Below are 22,746 nucleotides of genomic sequence, written 5' to 3'. Positions count from 1 at the left end.
TTCACATGTGCTGGCCTCTGCAGGAGCATCGGCATATCACTGCCGGTAACGGCATACGAGAGAGGAGAAGGAGCAATGACGCGAACAGGCCCCTATGTTCTAGGCTATACGAGACAACCTCAGGAGGGGCAGATTTATTCCCCCAAGCTCGCCTACAGCCTGCATCTGGCCTACAGTGAGGATGGAAGGCGCTATGAGGCGCTCAACCACAATTCCGGTGTACTCTTCGCCCTGGCAACGGAGCGGCCGGAGGGTACACTTGCAGCGAAAAGCATCAAGCAGCCCTACCTGTTCCTCATGGCCGATGGCTCGTATGGCATCGTAGCTATACGGACAGAGGCGGACGGGACGCCAGATGAGGAGAGCGAGGGAGCAGTGCTGCTGTTCACCTCCACAGACTTGATCCGTTATGAGGAGCATGGGCTGCTCCACCTGGGAGGTAATGGCCATGTACAGGATCTGTCCTGCGAGTATAACGAGCAAGGGCAGCGCTATGTGATTCATTGGCGCGGGGAGGATGGCTGCTGCTACCGCAACGAGCTGGCGGACATCACACAGCAAGATCAAGCCTCCAGGCCTGAACGTGTGGAGGACTCCAATCGGTTCCCGCTGCCCGCCATTACTGTGGAGATTGAAGGCGCGGTGCCGCGCAATGCGATACCGATCGCAAGCGATATAGCGAAGCGGCTGAGGAGCAAGCTCACCGTTCCGACACATATAGCGAACAGGCTGCCGGAGCGTGTCGCTGCAATCTCTCCCGATCAGGTGGAAGCAATCAAGGTTACGTCACTATACAGTGATGGCACGACAGCCGATAAGCCGGTAGATTGGGAGATGGACGGGATCGATTGGAGTCAGCCTGGCAGTTACCGGATCGAGGGTCGGATTCGCCAGCATCGCTATCCGTTCCCGATCGCGACGCATCGTGCCGATCCATGTATAGCGAAATGGGAGGGTCGGTATTATTTTATCGCTACTAATGATGCCGACGGCAACCACTCCTTATCGATTCGAGCCGCGCGCACCCTCCCCGAATTGGTAACGGCAGCGGAGACGAAGATTCTGGATACGGAGCAGCACGACCATCTGAAGAACTTTTTGTGGGCGCCCGAATTTCATCAGATTGACGGAAAGCTGTATCTATTTCATGCGGGCAGCACCGGTGAGTTTGGCGACATTCAATCGCATGTGATGAAGCTCAAGCAGGGCGGCGACCCTGCGATGGCGGCAGATTGGGAGACTCCTGTCCGGGTTGTGCGGCATGATGGCCGTCCATTGTTTGAGAGCGGCATTACGCTCGATATGACGGTGCTGGAGTGGAGGGGGCGACTCTATGTGCTATGGGCGCAGCGCCAATTCGTCCCCCATGATCTAGGATCTTGGATTTATATTGCAGAAGCTGACCGCGGGCAGCCATGGAAGCTGCTATCTGAACCTGTACTGCTGTCCAAGCCGGATTACGGCTGGGCTAATAATCATACCTTCGTCGATGAGGGGCCGTATGCGCTAATCACGGAGAACCATATCTTCGTGACGATTGCAAGTGCACTGGTGGATGCCACCTACTGCGTCGGCCTGCTCCGTGCGTCGCATGCTGCCGACCTGCTCGATGCGGGGAGTTGGACGAAGGGGAACTATCCGCTGCTGACCTCCAGAAGCGTCCCGGGGCAATTCGGGCCCGGACACAACTCCTATGTTACAGATGATGATGGCGTCATATGGAATGCCTTTCACGCGCGACCCGGTATCGATCAGCCGCGCAGCGCCGGGCTGCGGCGGGTACACTTCGACATCGACGGTGATCCGGTGCTCAATCTGACGGAGGAGAAGGACGTGAACCCGGCACTTGCGCAGGTCAGTCTGGAGGTTGTGGTGTCAGAGGCGCGATAAGTAAGGTGGTGAAATAGGGAGTATCCTGGATTCTGCGGGGCAAGAGGAATGTGAGCGGAAGCCGGGATATTCCAGTCTACTCAGTCAAGGAAGACATATATTAGGAAGGTGTTTGAAAATAACCAATGAAATGGGTGGATTGATTCCAGCCGAATCCTCTCCGATCAGGAGAACATGAAGGAGGAAATGAATGAGATCGTTTGTAAAATCCATGGTAGCTGCTGTATGTATGACGTTTGTATTTGCCTCTGTAGCCTATGCTGATAATCCGATCGTGCAGCATATGTACACCGCCGACCCTGCTCCACTGGTGTATCAGGACACAGTATACCTGTATACCGGACATGATGAGGATGGGGCCACCTATTTCGAGATGAATGAGTGGCGGGTGTTCTCCTCCAAAGATATGGTGAATTGGACGGATCATGGATCGCCCTTATCCACAAATACATTCAGTTGGTCGAGTGGGGAGGCATGGGCAGGGCAAGCCATCGAGAGAAATGGGAAGTTTTATTGGTATGTGACGGCCAAGGATAGAGCGCTGGGCAGGCATGTGATCGGTGTGGCGGTAGCGGATAGCCCGACTGGCCCGTTCAAGGATGCGCTGGGACGGCCGCTGGTTGCGGCGCACTGGGGAGACATTGACCCGACAGTATTCATCGATGATGACGGGCAGGCATATATGTACTGGGGAAATAACAATCTATGGTATGTCAAGCTGAACCCGGACATGATCTCGTACAGCGGGTCGATTGTTCAGGTACCATTGACGACAGCAGCATTCGGGCCGGATTATGAAGAGGGGCCATGGCTGCACAAGCGCAACGGCATCTATTATTTGCTCTATGCTGCCGGAGGAGTGCCGGAGCATCTGGCCTATTCGACCAGCACCAGCCCTACCGGGCCATGGGTGTATCGCGGCGTCATCATGCCGACTCAGGGCCGAAGCTTTACCAATCACCCCGGCGTAATTGATTTCAAGGGGAACTCCTATCTATTCTATCATAATGGCGCCTTGCCAGGCGGAGGGGGCTTTACACGCTCCGTGGCAATCGAGCCATTCCGGTATAATGCAGATGGAACGATTCCGTTGATGAATATGACGACAGCCGGTGTCGTTACGGGTGTGGGCAATCTGAACCCCTATGTTCGGACAGAAGCCGAGACGATGGCCTGGGGGCAAGGAATTAAGACGGAGCCCTCCAGCCAGGGCGGCATGAACATCGGATTTATCGAGAACGGAGACTACATCAAGGTAGAGGGCGTCCAATTCGGTACAGGAGCAGCCTCGTTTGAGGCGAGCGTCTCCTCGGCAGGCAATGGCGGCCGGATCGAGCTGCGGCTTGACAGCCGGACCGGGCCGTTGATCGGGACGCTGCAGGTGCAGGGAACTGGAGGCTGGCAGAGCTGGCAGACCCAATCTGCCACCGTCAGCGGCGCTGCCGGCATTCATGATCTGTATCTGGTCTTTACTGGAGGCAGCGGGTATCTGTTCAATGTAGATTGGTGGATGTTCAAGGCTAATACAGCCGCTTCTCCCGTCATGAATGGCGCGGTCTATACCTTGCAGAACGCGCATAGCAACAAGCTGCTCGGTGTCGAGGGCATGTCGTCGAGCAACGGGGCTAAGGCGATCCAGGCAGAGGGCAATAGTGTTGCAAACCGATGGCGCTTCGACCTGCTGAGCAACGGCTACTACAAGCTGACGAACATGCATAGCGGCAAAGTGCTGGGCATAGAGAACATGTCCACGGCCAATGGAGCGAAGGCGCTGCAGTGGGAGGATAATGGCACTGCGGATCACGAGTGGAAGCTCGTGCCCTCAGTGAATGGCAGCTATAAGCTGGAGAACCATCATAGCGGCAAGGTGCTGGGAGTGGAAGGCATGTCTACAGCGACGGGAGCTGTGGCTGTACAATGGGAGGACAACGGGACAGCGGATCATAACTGGACCTTCTCAGGGGTGAATTAGCTGTTTCCCTTCGGACAGATTCTCCAGCAGGCAGCCTAGTAAGACGGGCTGCCTGTCTTGGAGTTCTGCGCTCTGCCCGAATCCTGGCACTGCATGAGAAATAGAGGTATGGAAGACGCTTTAATATTCGAAACAGGGGGTAGGCGTGAGATGAGAGAGTTGAAGGGCAAGCAGGTCATCATCCGGGATCGGGAGTTGAAGCGTAGAGAGGAAGCCAATAGAGACTACCTGCTCCAATTAAACACGGATCATCTGTTATTCAACTACAGGCTGGAGGCAGGACGCTATACGGGACGGAGTATTCCTGAGGGGGCGCATGGGGGCTGGGAAACACCGGTCTGCCAGCTTCGCGGTCATTTCCTGGGGCATTGGCTGTCGGCTGCGGCGATTCATTATAATGAGACAGGCCATCCTGAGCTGAAGGTTAAGGCAGAAGCCATCATCGATGAATTGGCGGAATGCCAGCGGGACAACGGCGGGCAATGGATAGGCCCGATCCCCGAGAAGTATCTTCATTGGATCGCCAACGGCAAGAATGTCTGGGCACCGCAGTACAATCTGCACAAAATATTGATGGGACTTGTCGATGCGCACCGCTATCTGAATAGTGATAAGGCGTTAGAGGTGGCAGGCCGCTTTGCTGACTGGTTTGTGGAGTGGAGCAGCCGGTTTTCGCGGGAGAGGTTTGACGATATTCTGGATGTGGAGACCGGCGGAATGCTGGAGGTGTGGGCGGATCTGCTGGAGATGAGCGGGGAGGACAAGTATACCACACTGTTAGAGCGGTATTACCGCAGCAGGCTGTTCCAGCCGTTGCTTGATGGCAAGGACCCTCTAACCAACATGCATGCCAATACGACGATTCCCGAGGTGCTGGGCTGCGCCAGAGCGTATGAGGTCACTGGTGAAGAGAAGTGGCTTGATATTGTACGCGCTTACTGGAACTGTGCAGTTACGGAGCGGGGCTGTCTGGCGACCGGCGGGCAGACGGCAGGTGAGGTCTGGATGCCGAAGATGAAGATGAAGGCGCGTCTGGGGGACAAAAATCAGGAGCATTGCACCGTCTACAATATGATACGGCTGGCGGAGTTCCTGTTCCGGCAGACGGGAGAGCCTGCCTATGCCCAGTATATGGAGTACAACCTGTATAACGGAATTATGGCGCAGGCATATTACCAAGAATATCATCTGACTGGCAACAAGCATGGTCATCCAAGCCGCGGGTTGCTGACGTATTTTCTTCCGATGAAGGCAGGACTGCGCAAGGATTGGAGCTCGGAGACAGACAGCTTCTTCTGCTGTCACGGTACGATGGTTCAGGCCAATGCAGCCTGGAATCAGGGTCTCTACTATCAGGAGAACGATGCGGTCTACGTCTGCCAATACTTTCATTCCGAGGTCAGGCTGGAGATCGGAGGAGCCAAGGTGCGGCTCGTTCAGACCCAGGACCCGATGAGCGGAAGCCTGCTCTCCTCCTCTAATACAGCGGGGTATCAGGTAATCAATGAAGTGACTGCCCGTCATGAGAATATGCCTGCATACCGCAAATATGATCTCGTTATTCATACGGAGCAGCCGACGGAGTTTGCTCTATGCTGCCGCATTCCCGACTGGATCATGGACGAGGCGTCGATCTATGTCAATGGGGAATGCCTGGCTAGGACGAAGGACAGCAGCCAGTTCCACGCCATCCGGCGCGTCTGGCAGGACGGCGACCGAGTAAGCCTGATATTGCCGATCGGCATACGCTTCATCCCGCTCCCGGATGATGCGAATACGGGCGCCTTCCGGTATGGCCCTGAGGTGCTGGCGGGTCTGTGCGAGGAGGAAAGGCTGCTGTATGCCGAGTCGGATGACATTGCTGCCGAGATTGAGGCAGAAAATGAGCGCGAGTGGGGAAGCTGGAGATTCTTCTTCAAGACAGTCAATCAGGACCCGGGCATTCAACTGCGGCGCATCCGGGATATTGGCTATGAACCGTATCAGATGTATTTTAAGGTGAAACGGCGCTAACAGGTTAAACAACCTCCGGTCGCTTGAGCAAGGTAGCCGCGTTTCGCCCATGCCGGGATGGTCAGAATTGTCCACGGAACGGGTCGTGCTTGTACAGCTTCAGGCCCGTGCAGTATCTTGGTGAATCATGATGGCCATCACCGAGGAGCTAATGGCGTTGGAGGCTGGCAGGTGTAGCCCAAGTTTGCAACAACGAACCTCATGTCATTAGCGCATGAGGTTTTTGCCAATGTCCCGATGCTTGTCCTGTCCGCACATCAGGGGTATGATAAATAGCAAAAGCCAGCAGGTATGGAATGGGAGATTCAGTATGAGAGCCAGCATACGCACCAAGTTATTCGCAAGCTTCTCCGTTGTTATCGTTGCTTCCTTGTCCATTGTGAGCGTGCTTTGGTACAACAAATATTACAACAGCCAGCGGGAGTCAGCGGAGAATTTTATGTCACGAACCATTCTGGATGCGAACAAAAGCCTTGAGCTCACATTGAAGGATATTGACTATATAAGCACGATTATTTCGCTTAACAGACCCAATGTGATTGATATGTTGTTGCCAGATGCAACAGAAACGTTAATCGAGCGACTCGAAAAGGATCGCAAGCTCGATAATTTCATTTCCAGCCTATACGGCTACAAATATTATATATCTAGCATTCTGGTCGCGAGGACCGACGGGCGCAGCTATGCACAAGGTTCAACGGTTCCAACGGATGAATTTATGCAATCAAGCTGGTATAAGCAGCTTCTGGAGCAGCAGGGGAACAAAATATTTATTACGACGCACGCCAATACGAAGCTGAATAAGGTGTCTGCCTATATGAACCAAAACGTTGTTTCCATCTCGCGTGCAATCATGAATGGAAACGAGGCAGTGGGTTACGTTAACATTGATTTCAATTACGAGGTCGTGGACCGGATTTTTAATACTCCGCTGCCGAATAAGAGCCAGTTGTTTTTGCTGGACGATCAAGGCAACTTTGTTTATTCTCCCCGCGCAGATAATATTAATAAGTCAATTTCTGGTACAGACTATGCCAGTGTGCTTCCGCAGCTAACGGGAAACTCGGGAAAGCTCAGTATGAGAATTAACGGCGAAGAGCATCTTGTCGTCTACCATACATCGGATTATATGAATTGGACAACGGTTGGTCTGATCCCAAGGAGTGAGTTGCTGGCCGAGAGTAGGAAAGCTGCGAATAACATTATGCTCATCCCCATTCTTACACTGATTGCTGCATTGATTGTGGCAACGATTATTTCAAATCACATTACCAAAAATATTGGACGCTTGCGCCACGCGATGAAAAAGGTCAGTGCAGGCAATTTGTCGAATCCAATTGCGATAACCTCCGGGGACGAGGTGGAGGAGCTAAGCCGTGGCTTTAATGCGATGGTAACCAATTTGCGTGTTCTTCTCGATGATATCAAGCAGACGGAGGAGCAGAAGCGGGTGCTCGAATTCAAGGCGCTGCAAGCCCAGATCAATCCCCATTTCTTGTTTAATACCTTAAACCAGATCAAATGGCTTGCCGATGTACAGAAGGCGGACAACATCAAGCAACTGGTGACCTCGCTGGTCACGCTTCTCCATAGCAGTATGGGCAAGGGGGGCGAATTTATTTCGGTGCGGGAGGAGCTGCAATATTTAGAGCATTATTTAAATATCCAGCAATTTCGCTATTATGATAAATTCGATGCCGTATTCGATATCGAGGAAGAGATTCAGGATGCCCGCTTGTTGAAGTTTTTGCTGCAGCCTATTGTTGAGAACGCATTGATCCATGGGCTTGAGCCGTTAAAAGGAAGAGGGAAGCTTGTCATTAAAGGGTATGGGGAAGAAGGACATATCGTGCTGAAAGTATCGGATGACGGTGTGGGTATTGAACCGGAAAGACTTGCTACAATGTTTGATCGGGCGACGGAGCAAAATCAATCACGATTTAGCGGGATTGGGCTAGGCAATGTGCAGGAGAGAATTAAACTTCATTATGGGGCTGGCTACGGCCTCCAGGTTGAAAGCGTGCCAGGTCTGTTCACGACGGTAACGCTGCGGATTCCGGTTGAAGTGGAAGGAGAAGATCAGGATGCTTAAGGTGCTGCTCGTCGACGATGATTTGCCCATGCTGAGCAAGCTTAAAAATATGGTCGACTGGGAACATCTTGGATGTCAGCTTTGCGGCGAAGCAAATGGGGGGCAGGCGGCAGTTACGCTTCTCCACAAGTGCAAGCCCGAGATTGTGATTACGGATATGAGCATGCCCGGCATGGATGGGCTGGCGCTTATTAACTATATGGAGGCGTATTTCCCTCACACACAAGTTATTGCGATCAGTAGCTTTAGCGATGTTCACTTTGTGAAAAATAGTATGCGCAAGGGCGCAGTCGATTATATTCTAAAGCATGAGCTGGATGTGCAGGTGTTGCAGGCAGCACTTACCACCGCCAAAGAGCTGCTCGCCAAGGGGCAGGAGGTGCAGGAGCAGACGCTGAATATACAGAAGCATATTCAGCAGAGCCATACAACGCTGCTTAGGAACTTCATTAGAGAGCTTGTAGAGAATGGCTTCGGCTCCGAGAAGGAGCTGGTGCAGAACGCGGACAAACTTGATATCACACTGAACCTGCGTATGCTGACGGTTGTTGTAGCGGAATGGGATAGCCGGGGCAAGCTTGCAGACCGCTATGATGCCAAAGAGCTTGCGGTTATGAAAGGCTCCTTCATGGATATTGTGGATAATATCCTGACTGATACTGGAAATGCCTTTATGACACCGATTGAAAATGGGAAGTTCGCGTTTTTGTTCTCATTGGAGACGAATAGCAGATTTATGTGGCACACGATGATTTCAGAGGCGCTGTCACGAATTAGAGTAAGTGTTAAACGTCAGTTGAATTTTACGATAAGCTGTAGCGTGAGTGAGATATGCAGCAAGCCTGACCACCTGCCGAGCTATTTTCAGACAGCGGACAAGGAGCTCCAGCAACGGTTTTATGAGGGGGGAGACGTCGTCATTTGGCCAGGTATTCAACGCAGGGAGGCCAACTCTATCAGCTTCTCCGTAGATGTGAAGCTCGAGCGGCTGCTGCTGTCACATCTTGCAACGCTAAATGAGACAGAGCTGATCCGGCAAGTTGAAGAGTTGTTTATTCGGATGGGGCAGGCGAGGGCTCCGCATAAAACGACACAAATGGTCGCAGTCGAGCTTATCCACCTCGTTAACCGGAAGTCGAAGGAGGCTGGCATTTCCGAGCAGGAGTTATTCGGAGATGACCAGAATCCGTACCAAATCATCGGCAAATTCGATACGCTGGTCGAGATGAAGGAATGGATTATAGAGATTTACCGCAAGCTAATACAAGCCTTGCGGCCCTCCTTGCACGATAACCATTATTCCGATAACATAAGGCGGACGCTGGAATGGATTCGTCAGCATTTCGCCGAGCCCATCACCTTGCAGGAGGTAGCGGACGTTGTTGGCGTGAATGCCTCTTATTTGAGCCGATTGTTTAAGGAGGAGTGCAAGCAAGGCTTTACCGATTATGTCAATCATGTGCGGGTGGAATACGCAAAGCTGCTGATCCGCTCCGGCGAGACTGATCTGAAGAACGTGGTGAAGCAGGCGGGTTTTAATCACTACAATTACTTTTTTACGGTATTCAAAAAAACAACTGGAATGACTCCATTGGCATACGAAAAGCAGCAGAAACGGTAGCTCAAGCGGGAAAAGTAAAAAAGATAGAGTAAAAGTAAAAATAATGGAGTCCGCGAGCGGGCTCTTCTTTTTTATGATGAAGGAGCAAGAAGAGAAGTGTACATCCAAGGGGAGATGAAAAAATGAAGAAGTCCATGAAATTTACATTAGCGCTTTCATTATCGGCTTGCTTGCTGATTACTGCGGCTTGCGGCAATAAAAATGAGTCGCCAAACACAGGCGCTAACGGAGACGGGTCAGCTAGCAAGCAGGAAACGGTAAGCTTCTGGTCATGGGTTCCGACAGACGTGCAAGCAGAGAAGGCGATTGCTGCTTTTGAGAAAGCCAATCCGGACATCAAGGTTGATTACTGGCGCGGAGAGCAGACGGATTACCAAAAGAAGCTTCAGGTTGCGATGGCGGCCAATGAAGGACCTGACTTGTTGGGTATGCAGGTTGGCGGGATGCTGAATCAATATGCGAATACGCTGGAGCCGATCGAGCCGCTTGCGGATCAGAAATGGGGAGCAGGCTGGAAGGACAAATTCGTAAAGGCATCGATCGATCAAGTTAAAGCGACAAACGGTACGATGGTTGCTTTGCCGCTGAACCTGACGGGTCAAGAGTTTGTACTTTATAATAAAACGATTTTTGATAAGCTGGGTATTACAAAAGTGCCCACCACGTATGAAGAATGGCTAACCGTAAACGCTACAATCCGTGAAAAAGGCAACGGAGTTGTGCCTGTAGCTTTTGGAGCAAAGGATATTTGGCATGATGTTGATATGTTCGTATCGCTTAGCAATCAATTTGCGCCAGGTAAAGTGTATGAGGCAGAGCAAGGCAAACTGGCTTGGACAGATCAAGTTTTTGTAGATACGATGACAGCCTGGAGCAAGCTGTTCACCGATAAAGTGATGCAGGACGGGGCGCTTGGCTTGTCGACTTATCCAGATGCGCGGGATCAATACTTTTACTCTGGCAAGGCGGCAATGTTCTTGACCGGCTCTTGGCACGCAGGCTACAGTCTGCCAGGCGGCGAAAAGGCTGGTACAGCAATCGAACAAGACGAAACCGGCATATTCCTGCTTCCGCAAATTGGACCAAACGAATCCAGAGCGGTAGCAAGTGTAGATACGGCGCTTTCGATCAACAAAAACTCGAAGCATAAAGAAGCGGCATGGAAGCTGCTTGAATTCATGACGCAAGGAGAAGGCCAACAAATTATGGCGGACTTCATTCAAGGCTCGCCTGCTAAGGTTGGTATTGAAATTCAAACGCTGGATCAATTTAAATTCGATGCCGAGCGTGAGGGGATCACAGTGGTAAATAACGCGATTGCCAATGCAGTTGGCAAACGTCTGCTGGACTACCCGGAGCTGACGAACGCAATCGGTATAGCGATGCAGGATGTAGCGGCTGGCAAAGACATTGAAACCGCGCTTAAGGATATTCAAAAAGCTTCCGAAGGCATCGATCGTAAATAAGCAATCAGACAAACAAAGAGCATGAATATGCGAGTTGGTATTCATGCTCTTTGTTTGTTACGAGAGAACCTATCAAGAGATAGAGATTTGGAAAATGGAGGAGTGATGCACCATGACTGGCAACCGCTCAGTGCTTTCCGGCTGGAGAGCGTATCTTTATGTGCTGCCGATACTTATATTATCAGGCATGTTTTTGTACTACTGCATTGGATTTACTGTATACACCAGCTTTCATTCCTGGAACGGCATTGACTCGGACATGAAATTTATCGGCTTGGATAACTATATCAAGTTGTTTAACGATAAGTCTTACCATATCGCTTTGCGCAACAATCTCATATTCTTCGTGTTTACCGTTGGTATACAAGCGGCGCTTGGCTTAATGCTGGCGGTGCTGCTGCGCGCCAAGTTAAAGGGGAATGCCATTTTTCGTTCGATTTACTTCATCCCAACCATTATGGCGCCGATTATTATCGCAGCCATTTTCCGCATCATTATGGATACGAATTTCGGTAGCCTGAATGAGGGGCTTCGTGCGATCGGTCTTGATTTCTTGGCTGTATCCTGGCTGGGAGACCCCAAGTACGCGCTAATGTCCATCATCATTGTTAACATTTTTGAGTGGATGGGCTTTAGTATGACTCTGTATTATTCAGCCCTGCTGGCAATCCCGGATGAAATCTATGAATCAGCCAAAATTGACGGCTCTGGCTTCTGGCGCACCTTGTTCAAAATCACGGTTCCGCTTGTTGGAGGAACGACCTCCACACTCGTTATTCTTGGAATTGTTGGCTCGCTCAAAACATTCGACATCGTTTCCCTTCTTACTGGCGGCGGTCCTGGGCGTTCTACCGAGTTTTTGACTACCTATGTCTACAAGAAGGCGATTGAGGAGTTCAACGGAGGCATGTCTGCTGCAGCGGGCGTTACCATTCTCATTATTGCGCTTGTACTTGCTATACTGCAAATCCAATATACGAACCGCCAGCAGCGTGATCTATAAGAGGAAGAGGTGAGCTTATTGTTTATTAATTTGCGAAAAATAGATAAGTGGGTCATACAGTCTGTATTGGCGGTGTTTGCGCTCATTTGGCTGTATCCGCTGGTACAATCGATCATTAAATCGCTTGAGATCAATGGCTTTGGAAACTATCTGGCCGTCATCCGCCATCCCAAGGTCAGCTATTTCCTCGTTGTATTCAACAGCTTCTTCATCGCTATCTGTACAACTATTGTTGTTGGCCTACTCGCTACTCTGGCGGCGTATGCGTTCTCCAAAATGCAGTTTAGGCTCAAGAATTTCATGTTCTACTCCCTAGTAGCTTGCTTGGCGATACCGGCTACCGCTGTGATGTCGCCGCTATTCTTCACAGCGAAGACGCTGGGCATCATGAACAGCTACTCGGGTGTAATATTGCCGTTGGTTGCCTTTAATGCGCCATTCATGCTGCTTATTCTCAAAAACTATTTTGATTCCATTCCCAACGCCATATTGGAAGCGGGCATGATTGATGGCGCTTCGTCATTCCTCATGTATAGAACGATTATGATTCCGCTGGGTATTCCGGCCATTATCAATATTGCGGTGCTGACCTTTATTTACTCGTGGAATGATTACATTATCCCGCTCTTGCACATTCGTGACGAGAAGATGTATACGGTCACGCTGGCTACGCAGTTTTTTACAGGAACAACCAACCAGACGCCGGAAATGGTCGCACAGCTGTATGCAGCGCTCATTATGATGACAATTCCGTCCATTATCGTCTACATGCTTGGTCAAAATGCCCTGAAGTCCGGCTTGACTGCGGGGGCAGTCAAGAGCTAATGAATTAACAAATGGAGGAAACCCATGATGAAAAAAAGAACGCAAGCTGAGGGTTGGCCGTTGCATCAGGCACAAACATATCGCAATCCGCTCCCAATAAAAGCAGGAGCTGGGCAGAGGGAGCCGTTAACACTTGTACACCCCGATCCGTATGTGCTGAAATATAATGGCTGCTACTACACCTATGCGACGGGAGAAGCGGGAGTTGTCGTGCTGCGCTCGCTGGATCTGCTGACTTGGGAGCATCTTGGATATGGCTTTCAACTAACAGGTCGCAAAAACTTTTGGGCCCCGGCTGCTGTCTATGAGAACGGCCAATTTTATTTGTACGTATCCTCTATGCCTGCAGATACGGAGGATGTGCACGAGGAGCGCCTTATGGTTGCTGTAGCCGATACGCCTGAGGGGCCATTCAACTATGTGAGGACATTTTATGATACATTTTCACTTGACTCCCATGTGGTCAAGGATGAGCATGGCGATTACTATCTGTTTTATTCCAACAATGAGTATTCAGGTGTAGAGCGTGACCGTGCAGGCACGGTCATACTGGTGGATAAGCTCATTGATATGGTAACGCCGGCGGGTGATCCACGAATCGTTGTTGTGCCTACGATTGATGAGGAGATTTATGAAGAAAATCGATTTGGAGACGGTCGTGATTGGCACACCATCGAGGGAGCCTTTTATTTGAAACGGGGCTTGAAGCATTACATGATGTACAGCGGCAACGCATATGTCCGGCCAAACTATTTCCTGGGCTATTCGATGGCCGATGCAGGCAAAGCAGAATCGCTACTGGAGCTGGAGTGGATGAAATATCCTTCTGCTGATGAGTACAAGCCCCTGTTGCGTAAAAATGACGGGGTAGAGGGAGTTGGGCACAACTCGGTTATTCGTGGCCCGAACAATGTAGACAATTGGGTGTTCTATCACGGGCGCAATGCCGACGATGTGCTGGATACGAATCAAGAGCAGCGCACAATGCGAGCTGATCCTCTGCTTTGGAGCGGGGATCAACTGTATATCGCCGGGCCAACGTACAGTGAGCAGCCAGCGCCAGCAAGTGCAGCTTTGCGTGATCTGTTTGAAGGCGAGGATGAAGGTTTAAGCGCCCACTGGCTAACGGTTGCAGGCGAGTGGACGACAGCAGGCAGGGAGGCACTTCAAGCGAATCGCTCTGTCGTAGCCGGTGCTGTGACATGCGAAGTCTACAGTCACTATGTGCTGGAGATCAGCATGAAGTGGCAGCAGGATCACACAGGAGGTCTGTATGGTATTTATGCCGTCTATGTGGATGAGAGCAACTACGTATCCGTCTTGTTTGATGTGGGGAGAAGGGTATTACAGGCTCAGGCCGTTTATAAAGGCATTCAGCACGAGGCCGTTTCGCATGTGTTGCCAGAGACGTTTCAGTTTGCAGCGTTTCATTTGCTCCGTGTGGAGAAAACGTGCAGGAGCTTCGTTATCAAGCTGGACGATGTTGCCGTCATCCAAGCGGACTTTCCGCTTGCTAATGGCAGTGTAGGCATGCATACGCGTTACACTTCAGCCTCCTTTGCAGGATTTGAGGTCACACGTTATGCGGCGATGACGACTGGCAATGGTGCTTCGTTCGGGGAGTTGCTGGAGCGGGTGAGCGGCGACGGCATATGCAAGGTAACGAATGGGGAGCTTCACTGCCGCAGCACGCAGAATCGAAGCAGCCAATGGCAATTGCAGGCGTTTGGGGCTGCAGAAGCAGGCAGGAATTATCGAATTGAATCCGATATTCTTGTGAAACGCGGCGGTGCATTTGGCTTGCTTGTCTCGTATTTCGACGAGCACAACTGGATTGACGTTGTATTAAGCCGAGCAGTTGAATCCATTACAGTCACACAATGCCACAATGGCGTCGTGGAGGTTGTTATGACTGCCCCACTGACGGCCTCTTCGTTTGATTGGACAAGCTGGCATACGTTGTCCGGCACGGTGTCTGGCGAAAGCCTCGTTATCCGTGTCGATCATCATGTATGGTCTACAGACGTCCTTGGCGGCTTGGGAGGGACGCCGGGCTTGATTGGAGCAGGCGAGGCTGCATATCGCGAAACTCGCTATACGATTTTATAAGAGCAGGGGTGTGCTGCCCCTTCATGCCCACCAGGCATAGCAAGCCGAGGCGGTTCGCGGAGGGCGGATCAATCGATCGAGACATGCACGCGTTTCCACACCAGCCGGATGAAGGCGAGTCAGCGTGCCCAATACGACGAAGCGACCGCTCCGCAAGCATGGCAGCTTCATGGTATTCATTAGAATTTTCATCGACCCTCTGAATACCGTCCGCATAGGCCCTAAGCAGCGATTATGCCCGACTGGATGACAGCAGCGAATATGACCAGAATCCCTTTTCAGGAACACATCCGAGAAGGGATTTTTGCTGTGGAATCGCGGAATTTCAAGGCTTCAGTGCGGGGAGCGCGCTTGCTCGGGCCTTTACGCCTAATCGGTCTCACAGACGTCTCTCGTCGATCGTCGCCAGGGGCTTAGGCGCTAAAACCAATTATTAAAATTTTAAAAAATTATTAATGTCCGCAAGCCGCTTGCGATATTGAACGCTCTTGCAGCCCTGTGCTACATTATGGGAGGTCAAGACTGGCCAGGGCCATCTTCAACGTTTGAAGACATCCCCCTAAGAAACGAGAGGACAGATGTGAGGAAGACCATCATGAAAAAACGATTCCTGAGCAGTTGGGCTAAATTAGGCGTTGTCGTCGTGCTGGCGGGCGCTGCTGCTGTGTATGGGCTGCTGCCTCCAGTCGCCAAGGTGGAGAGTGCCGTAATCGGCGAAGGGGTGAGGGTGACATTCAAAACAAACGGAACGCAGATCGAGCAATTCCGCAGCCAGCAGTGGCAGCCGTATTTCGCCAAGGGAGTGAATATGGGTGCCGCCGTCCCGGGGCATTTCCCCGGTGAGCTGGCGATTACCGCAGATGACTATATGCGATGGTTTGAGATGATTCAGGATATGGGCGCTAACGTTATCCGCGTCTACACCATCCTGCAGCCGGAATTCTATGAATCTCTCGTTCGCTACAATGCGAAGCATCAGGAGCAGCCGCTCTTTTTTATTCAGGGTGTGTGGAGCCCGGAGGAGGAGCTGATCGAGGGGAAGAACGCTTATGATCCGGTCATAAAGCAACGGTTCGAGAAGGAGATTCGGGAGGCCGTCGAAGCAGTATATGGCAATATCGAGCTGCAGGCCGAGCCGCACTCGGGCAAAGCCAGCGGGAATTATCTCTTCAATGCCGGTCCGTATCTGATGGGCTGGATTATCGGCACAGAATGGGACCCGGTCATGGTTGATCAGACCAATAAGAGCAACCCGGAGGTCACGGCGTACAAGGGGACGCATTTTCAGAGCCGCCAAGGTGCGAGCCCCTTCGAGGCATGGCTGGCCGAGATGGTCGATCTGACAGCAGTGACGGAGGCGAAGCATGGGTGGCAGCATCCGATTGCCTTCTCCAACTGGGTCACGACAGACCCGCTGGAGCATCCGGGCGAGCCGCTGGTGGCCGAGGATATGGTCAGCGTCGATCCGACGCATATCGAGGCGGTCGATTGGGATGCGGGGTATTTTGCCTCCTATCATGTGTACCCGTACTACCCGGATTTCTTCACCTTTGATGCCTCGTTCCAGACGATGAAGAACGACCGGGGGGAGATCGACAGCTACAAGACCTACCTTCACAAGCTGAAGGCGTATCATAACGAGATGCCGATCATGATCACCGAGTTCGGTGTTCCTGCCTCGCAGGGCATCGCCCATACCGGCATGCTGGGGCGCAATCAGGGAGGGCATGACGACAAGACACAGGGTGAGATGGATGCGGAGATGTTCCGCCAGATTCATCAGGAGGGATACTCCGGCGCGATCCTGTTTACGTGGCAGGATGAATGGTTTAAGAAAACGTGGAACACGATGAAGTACGACATTCCTGACCGGCGGGCGTACTGGTACAATACGCTGACGAACGAGTCCCATTTTGGCCTGCTGGGGATGTATCCCGGCAAGGATGACGTCCTGCATATCGATGGAGACGATGGGGATTGGGACAAGCTCGCTCCGAAGGACAAGACCAGGCTGGATATGCAGGTGGAAGGCTTCGATGAACTATGGGCAGCGCATGATGAAGGCTACCTCTACGTGCTGGCCAAGTTATCAGAACCTTTTGACTCTTCTGACAATTATTACTTTGGCTTTGATACGATGCCGGGCGGCAACCGTCATGCGCCGCAGCTACAGGGTCGCACGCTGGACGAGGGGCTCGAGACGCTGCTGGAGCTGGGGCGCGGGGATGCCGGACGGATGATGGTAGCCTCCAACTATGATGTCCACACCCGCATGTATGGCAAGGAGCAGCAGATGCTGGATGTTGCCCCTGAGGAATTGGAGGACGACAGCGGCATCTTCAAGCCATGGAAGCTCGTGGTCAGCTACCTGCTGGAGCCGCCGGATGCCCGGGCCAAGCATCCCTTCACCGATATTGAGGTCGGTGAGATGCTGAGAGGGAATAGCAACCCGGACGATCCGAATTATCATTCCAAGGCGATGTGGCAGGCCAAGGGTCAGGTGCTGGAGATCCGCATTCCATGGATGCTCCTCGGGTTCAGCGACCCGAGCTCGCTGCAGGCGATCAGCTATGAGGATACGGGCACGAAGTCCTTCGCCTCCTCCGTTGTGGATGGCATTCGCATCATGCCATGGGTTGCCCGCAGCGATGCGAAGGGGAGCAGCTCTACAGGCGAGGCGCCGTATCCCGTATCGCAGCTACCGCTCTATACGTGGAGCCGCTGGGAGGATGTGGACGTTCGCTATGTCGAGCGGCCCAAGCAGAGCTACGGGATCATGAAGCAGGCGATGCATGAGGTGCAGGCACCGGCAGGCGGGCCATGATGAAGGAAAGAAGGGGTATGGGATGTACAGCAATTTGGATATAGCCATCACATTTTTGTATGTTTTGCTGCTGCTGAATGTCCTCTTTGCCGCTCTAGTGTACGGAGTCAAGCTCAGACGCTTGGCCCGTGCCAGAGCGCAGCAGCGGTTCGAGGAACGGGCGAGAGATTATCGTTCCTATATTCTGGTTCATATGGAGGGCGAGGAGCCGCTTCTCGCTCCTCCCTTCACGATGAACAGGGCCGAGCAGGAGGCGATGCAGGCGTGGCTGAACGATATGATAGAAGGCTTGAGCGGTATCCCACGCGAGCGCTGCATCGAGCTGTGCAGGCGGATGGGGCGTGCCGATCACTACCTTGACCGACTGCGCACGGGCTCCTACGGCGCGAGACTCGATGCTGCGTACCATCTGGGCTGCATGAGAGTACAGGAGGCCGTTCCTCCATTACTCCAGCTTCTGCGGTCGCATCCGCGGAATTCCGCCTTCTTCGTTATCGCCCGTGCGATTGCCAAGTGTGCTCGCAGCAAGCAGGACATCCATGAGATGGTGCAGATCGCTCTGAAGCATAACAAGGGCTTCTATGAGCTGCTGGTGGATATGGTGAAGGAAGCCGACATCGATCATGGCGCACTGTTCGCCGAATACATCCAGCGGGAGGACAAGGCGCTCATTCAGATCGGCTTATGTGGGTTGAAGGCTGCGAGTGAGCCGAGGGCGGCATCTGCGGTGTACCGTCTGCTGGATTCGTCAGACAGTGCGATCTCCGCTCTGGCGGCTGCCATCTACCTCAGATCGGTACACTTCATTCCGCGCCATGCCGTACACAAGCTGCTGCGTCATCCGCTGGAGGAGATCCGGCTGCTTGCCGCCGAGGGCATCGCGGATCTGAAGCTGGTCTCCTATGCCGAGGCGTTAAGGCAGGGTGTGGGGGATGACAGCCGCCGTGTAGCCTATGCGAGTGCATCGGGGCTGCTGCGGCTGGGCGAGCAAGGGATTATTCAATTATGCGCTGCTGCTGTGGACGCGAGTGGGACGACGCGCGGAGACGAGCTGAATCAGTGGATACAGGATGAGCTGCGTTCATTGTCCGGCTTGCAGCATGACCTGGAGCAGCTTTCTCGCTACAATTCGCTGGCGTACCACTATGGCAAAGCAGCAGGCGTCAAGCAGCCTATCTACCGTGTAGTTTAGGTTTAGGGTAAAGCCAGCAGGCGAAGGAGGTAATGAACGCATGAGAATGCTGCACTATTATAGCGAACAGGCTCTGAATGGCTTGCGGGAGGTGTTATTGGGATATGGATACATTGCGATGTATTATGCATTGGTCATTACCTTCATCTATTTCCTGATCTTCTGTCTCTCGATTCGCCATACGTTCCCGCTTCAACGGGGCATTCAGTACAATCGGATACAGAAGCTGTCCGGTTCAGAGCAACTGCCGCCGGTATCGATCCTGGTGCCGGCCTACAATGAGGAGCTGACGATTCAAGAAAATGTAAGGTCGCTGCTGGCGCTGCATTACCCGGAGTATGAGGTGATTGTAGTCAATGACGGCTCCACCGACGACACCGCCAAGGTAATGATCGAGCACTTCCAGCTTCAGGAGATAAGGCCGACCGTCGCCAGCCATATGAAGACGGAACGGGTGAGGGGCTACTACCATAATCCAGATTACCCGAATCTGTACTTCATCGACAAGGAAAATGGCGGCAAAGCCGACTCCCTGAACGCCGGCATCAACCTGTCCCACTATTCGCTCATCTCGACGATAGATGCGGACTCTCTGCTGGAGAAGGATGCGTTGACCCGCATCGCCAGAGTCTATATGGAGAATCCGCAGGAGACGGTAGCTGTTGGGGGGAATGTGCGGATCGTGAATAGCTGTACGGTCGAAGATGGCATCGTCAAGCAGATCCGGTTCCCGAAGCAGCTATGGCCAGCGCTCCAGAACGTCGAATATATGAAGGCCTTCCTGGGCGGTCGGATCGGCTGGAGCGCGTTGAACGGCTTGATCATCGTCTCCGGCGCCTTCGGCGTGTTCCAGAAGGATAAAGTCATTGCGGTCGGCGGCTATCGCGGTGGCTATCCCGGCGAGGATATGAACATCGTCATCAAGCTGCACCGTTATTGTCTGGAGAACCAGATTCCGTATCATGTCGCGTTCTGCCCGGATGCGGTCTGCTGGACACAGGCGCCCGATACCTACCGCATATTAAGCAGCCAGCGCAAGCGCTGGGGGCGGGGCAATCTGAAAAATATGGTAGAGGAGGGCGTACATATGCTGTTCCGACCGCGTTACAAGGTGTTCGGACTGCTGACGATTCCCTACAATATTTTGTTTGAGACGTTGAACCCCTACATCCGCTTGACGGGTCTGCTGGCGATGCTGGGTTACTGGCTGCTGAACATGGCGGATTGGAAGATCGTTGCCGTCTTCATGCTGGTCAATCTGTTCTCGTGCTTCATCCTGAGTCTGGGCGCGCTCTTGATCGAGGAGAAGGCGTTCAGCCGCTATCCGAAGCTGAGCGATCTGAATAAGATGATGCTTTATTCCTTTCTGATGTTTTTCGGCTATCGCCAGCTTGGTGTGCTATGGCGGCTGCTGGGACATATCGATTTCTTCCGCAACAACAATTCATGGGGAACGATGGTCCGAACTCAATTTAACAAATGATGGTCCGAACCCATATTTAACAAATAAGGAGTGGAACCGATGGCTGTTGTTATTCGCAATACTGTGCAAGAGATCAAGCTGAAGCTATTGCAATCGATACATGCGGCTACCCGCAAGGGAGCGGCTGGCGGCGTCATTCTGGCGCCTTGTGCGAAGATGAATCCGAAGCAGGTCGAGCAGGCGGGCGATCTGCTTGGCAACAATGAGGCGGCTCTCTCCTTTCATTGCTTCTACGATACGCCGAACCAGATGCTCTGCGCGGTCGCGGAGGGCGGGGGGCTGGGCAGCACCCATTACGCTTCCTTGGCCTTGAAGGATCGGCTGCAGCAACAGCAACTTCTGCAGGGGCAGCTCGTGGTGGCGAGCTTCCCGGAGAGTGCACAGCCGACCGAAGCGATGGTCGAGGCGATGCTGGAGCAGGCGTTCCAGAGCAAGGGGAAGGAGGGAGACATCCGCTTCTTTGCGCCGCATCAGGCGGCGTGCTCGGTGCTGCTCGCCGAGCCGGATGATATCGTGCGCGACTTCATCAAGATACGGCTGGAGCTGAAGGGGTATCTCGTCCATGAGGCGAGGGAAGGGCAGGAGGCCTATGATGCGTTCCTCCGGCACAGACCTGACCTTGTCGTGACCGAGCTGAACCTGCCTATTCTCGACGGGTACCAGTTGATCCGCAGCATCCAGGAGCAGGCGCAAGGTTCCGGGCAAGTGATTGTACTGACGGACAAGCTGCAGGAGGAGAGCCGGAGTCGCGCCTATGAATCAGGGGCTGCGGATTATGTGACCAAGCCGCTATCGTTCGCTGAGTTGCTATGGAAGATGAAACGGCTTACCCAGACCCATGAAAATATGCGAGGAGTGGATGGCAAATGATGGACAATCTGTTGCGAGAAAAGCTGATGAACAAGACGGCGAAGGTCGGCGTGATCGGCTTGGGCTACGTGGGCCTGCCCTTATCGATGGAGATGGTCAAGGGCGGCTTCACCGTCTATGGCATTGATCTGGATGCCTCTAAGGTCGAGGCGCTGCACGGCGGCCAATCCTACATCCAGGATGTGCCAGCCACGCTGGTTGCCGACGCGGTGAACAGCGGGAAGTTTGTGCCCACCAACTGCTACGAAATGATTCAGGAGCTGGATACGATCAGCATCTGTGTGCCGACACCGCTCAGTGAGCATCAAGACCCGGATACCTCCTATATCAAGAATGTCGTAAAGGAAATAAAGACGTACCTGCAAAAGGGAGCCCTGATCGTGCTGGAGAGCACGACCTATCCGGGAACGACGGAGGAGCTGATTCAAGTGGAGCTGGAGGCGATGGGCTTGACGGTGGGCCGTGACTTCTTCCTCTGCTTCTCTCCGGAGCGGGTGGACCCCGGCAATGCCAACTACAATACGTATAATACGCCGAAGGTGATTGGCGGCACGACCGAGACCTGCAAGGAGCTGGGCGTGCTGCTGTATCAGCATGTGGTGCAGACCGTCGTGCCGGTCTCCTCGCCCAAGGTGGCGGAGATGTCCAAGCTGCTGGAGAATACGTTCCGCAGCATCAACATCGCCTTCGTCAACGAGCTGGCGATGATGTGCGACAAGATGGCGATTGATGTATGGGAGGTCATTCGCGCCGCCTCCACGAAGCCGTTCGGCTTCATGCCCTTCTATCCAGGGCCCGGCATCGGCGGGCACTGCATTCCGCTTGATCCGATGTACCTGTCCTGGAAGGCCAAGGAATTCCGCTTCTACAGCAAGTTCATCGAGCTGGCGCAGTCGATTAATGACAACATGCCTGAGTATGTGCTGAACAAGACGGCGCAGGTGCTGAATGTATATGCCAAGTCAATCCGCAATTCGAGAGTGCTGATGCTGGGCATGTCCTATAAGCCGGACATCGATGATCTGCGCGAGTCGCCGGGTCTCTCCATCTATGAATTGTTCAAGCAGAGTGGCGCACGGGTCGACTATTATGATCCGTATGCGACCTCATTCAGGGATGAGCACGGCTTGACCGTTCATACGGTGGAGTATGACCCGGAGGTCTTCGCCCAATACGACTGTATGGTGCTCATTACGAATCACCGCAGCTTCAGCTACCATGAGCTGGCGGAGATGGGGGTTCCGATCATCGATACGCGCAATGCCTTCGCCACGATTCAATCCGACCATATCCATAAGCTGGGAACCGGTATGCAGCCTCCACATGTGAAGGTCGCGGTAGGAGCCTGAATATCGACCTGTCACGTAAGCAACCTCATATAGCTAT

At 52.8% G+C, this 22,746-nt stretch carries 14 protein-coding genes; all 14 read left to right on the top strand.

Annotated features, from left to right (window positions below; translation table 11 throughout):
* Nucleotides 1-75 precede the first annotated feature (75 nt).
* Entirely contained in the window at nt 76-1,890 is a 1,815-nt protein-coding gene (locus ACY1JZ_RS00870; protein WP_462627650.1) for a family 43 glycosylhydrolase, read from the top strand.
* A 190-nt stretch (nt 1,891-2,080) separates the two neighbouring features.
* Complete coding sequence (locus ACY1JZ_RS00865; RefSeq protein WP_462627649.1) at nt 2,081-3,862, top strand: family 43 glycosylhydrolase; 1,782 nt, start codon at nt 2,081-2,083, stop codon at nt 3,860-3,862.
* Between the two features lie 150 nt (nt 3,863-4,012).
* The gene (locus ACY1JZ_RS00860; RefSeq protein WP_462627648.1) at nt 4,013-5,875 is read left to right on the top strand and encodes a beta-L-arabinofuranosidase domain-containing protein; all 1,863 of its coding nucleotides are present in this window, start codon (nt 4,013-4,015) and stop codon (nt 5,873-5,875) included.
* Nucleotides 5,876-6,185: 310 nt separating this feature from the next.
* The gene (locus ACY1JZ_RS00855; protein ID WP_270168743.1) at nt 6,186-7,967 is read left to right on the top strand and encodes a cache domain-containing sensor histidine kinase; all 1,782 of its coding nucleotides are present in this window, start codon (nt 6,186-6,188) and stop codon (nt 7,965-7,967) included.
* The gene (locus tag ACY1JZ_RS00850) at nt 7,960-9,588 is read left to right on the top strand and encodes a response regulator transcription factor (protein WP_462627647.1); all 1,629 of its coding nucleotides are present in this window, start codon (nt 7,960-7,962) and stop codon (nt 9,586-9,588) included. The genes ACY1JZ_RS00855 and ACY1JZ_RS00850 overlap by 8 nt, the downstream gene beginning before the upstream one ends.
* A gap of 122 nt (nt 9,589-9,710) precedes the next feature.
* Nucleotides 9,711-11,054, top strand: coding sequence for an ABC transporter substrate-binding protein (locus ACY1JZ_RS00845; protein ID WP_270168745.1), 1,344 nt, complete (start codon nt 9,711-9,713; stop codon nt 11,052-11,054).
* 112 nt (nt 11,055-11,166) lie between these two features.
* The gene (locus tag ACY1JZ_RS00840; protein ID WP_270168746.1) at nt 11,167-12,057 is read left to right on the top strand and encodes a carbohydrate ABC transporter permease; all 891 of its coding nucleotides are present in this window, start codon (nt 11,167-11,169) and stop codon (nt 12,055-12,057) included.
* A 9-nt stretch (nt 12,058-12,066) separates the two neighbouring features.
* The gene (locus ACY1JZ_RS00835) at nt 12,067-12,882 is read left to right on the top strand and encodes a carbohydrate ABC transporter permease (protein ID WP_270168747.1); all 816 of its coding nucleotides are present in this window, start codon (nt 12,067-12,069) and stop codon (nt 12,880-12,882) included.
* A 24-nt stretch (nt 12,883-12,906) separates the two neighbouring features.
* A complete protein-coding gene (locus ACY1JZ_RS00830; RefSeq protein ID WP_462627646.1) occupies nt 12,907-14,991 on the top strand; it encodes a glycoside hydrolase family 43 protein in 2,085 nt (694 codons plus the stop codon).
* A 595-nt stretch (nt 14,992-15,586) separates the two neighbouring features.
* A complete protein-coding gene (locus ACY1JZ_RS00825) occupies nt 15,587-17,815 on the top strand; it encodes a hypothetical protein (RefSeq protein ID WP_462627645.1) in 2,229 nt (742 codons plus the stop codon).
* 22 nt (nt 17,816-17,837) lie between these two features.
* A complete protein-coding gene (locus ACY1JZ_RS00820; RefSeq protein WP_462627644.1) occupies nt 17,838-19,007 on the top strand; it encodes a hypothetical protein in 1,170 nt (389 codons plus the stop codon).
* An 82-nt stretch (nt 19,008-19,089) separates the two neighbouring features.
* Nucleotides 19,090-20,490, top strand: a complete 1,401-nt coding sequence (locus ACY1JZ_RS00815; protein WP_462627957.1) for a glycosyltransferase family 2 protein — start codon at nt 19,090-19,092, stop codon at nt 20,488-20,490.
* Between the two features lie 39 nt (nt 20,491-20,529).
* Entirely contained in the window at nt 20,530-21,360 is an 831-nt protein-coding gene (locus tag ACY1JZ_RS00810) for a response regulator transcription factor (RefSeq protein ID WP_462627643.1), read from the top strand.
* Nucleotides 21,357-22,709 carry a nucleotide sugar dehydrogenase gene (locus ACY1JZ_RS00805; protein ID WP_462627642.1) on the top strand — a complete coding sequence of 451 codons (1,353 nt, stop codon included), beginning with the start codon at nt 21,357-21,359 and terminating at the stop codon, nt 22,707-22,709. Before ACY1JZ_RS00810 ends, ACY1JZ_RS00805 begins: the two co-directional genes overlap by 4 nt.
* The last annotated feature ends 37 nt before the right edge of the window (nt 22,710-22,746 follow it).

The sequence above is a fragment of the Paenibacillus sp. J5 genome (assembly GCF_054955055.1).
The sequence above is the reverse complement of the archived record's forward strand: the minus strand, read 5'-3'. Positions and strand labels throughout refer to the sequence as shown.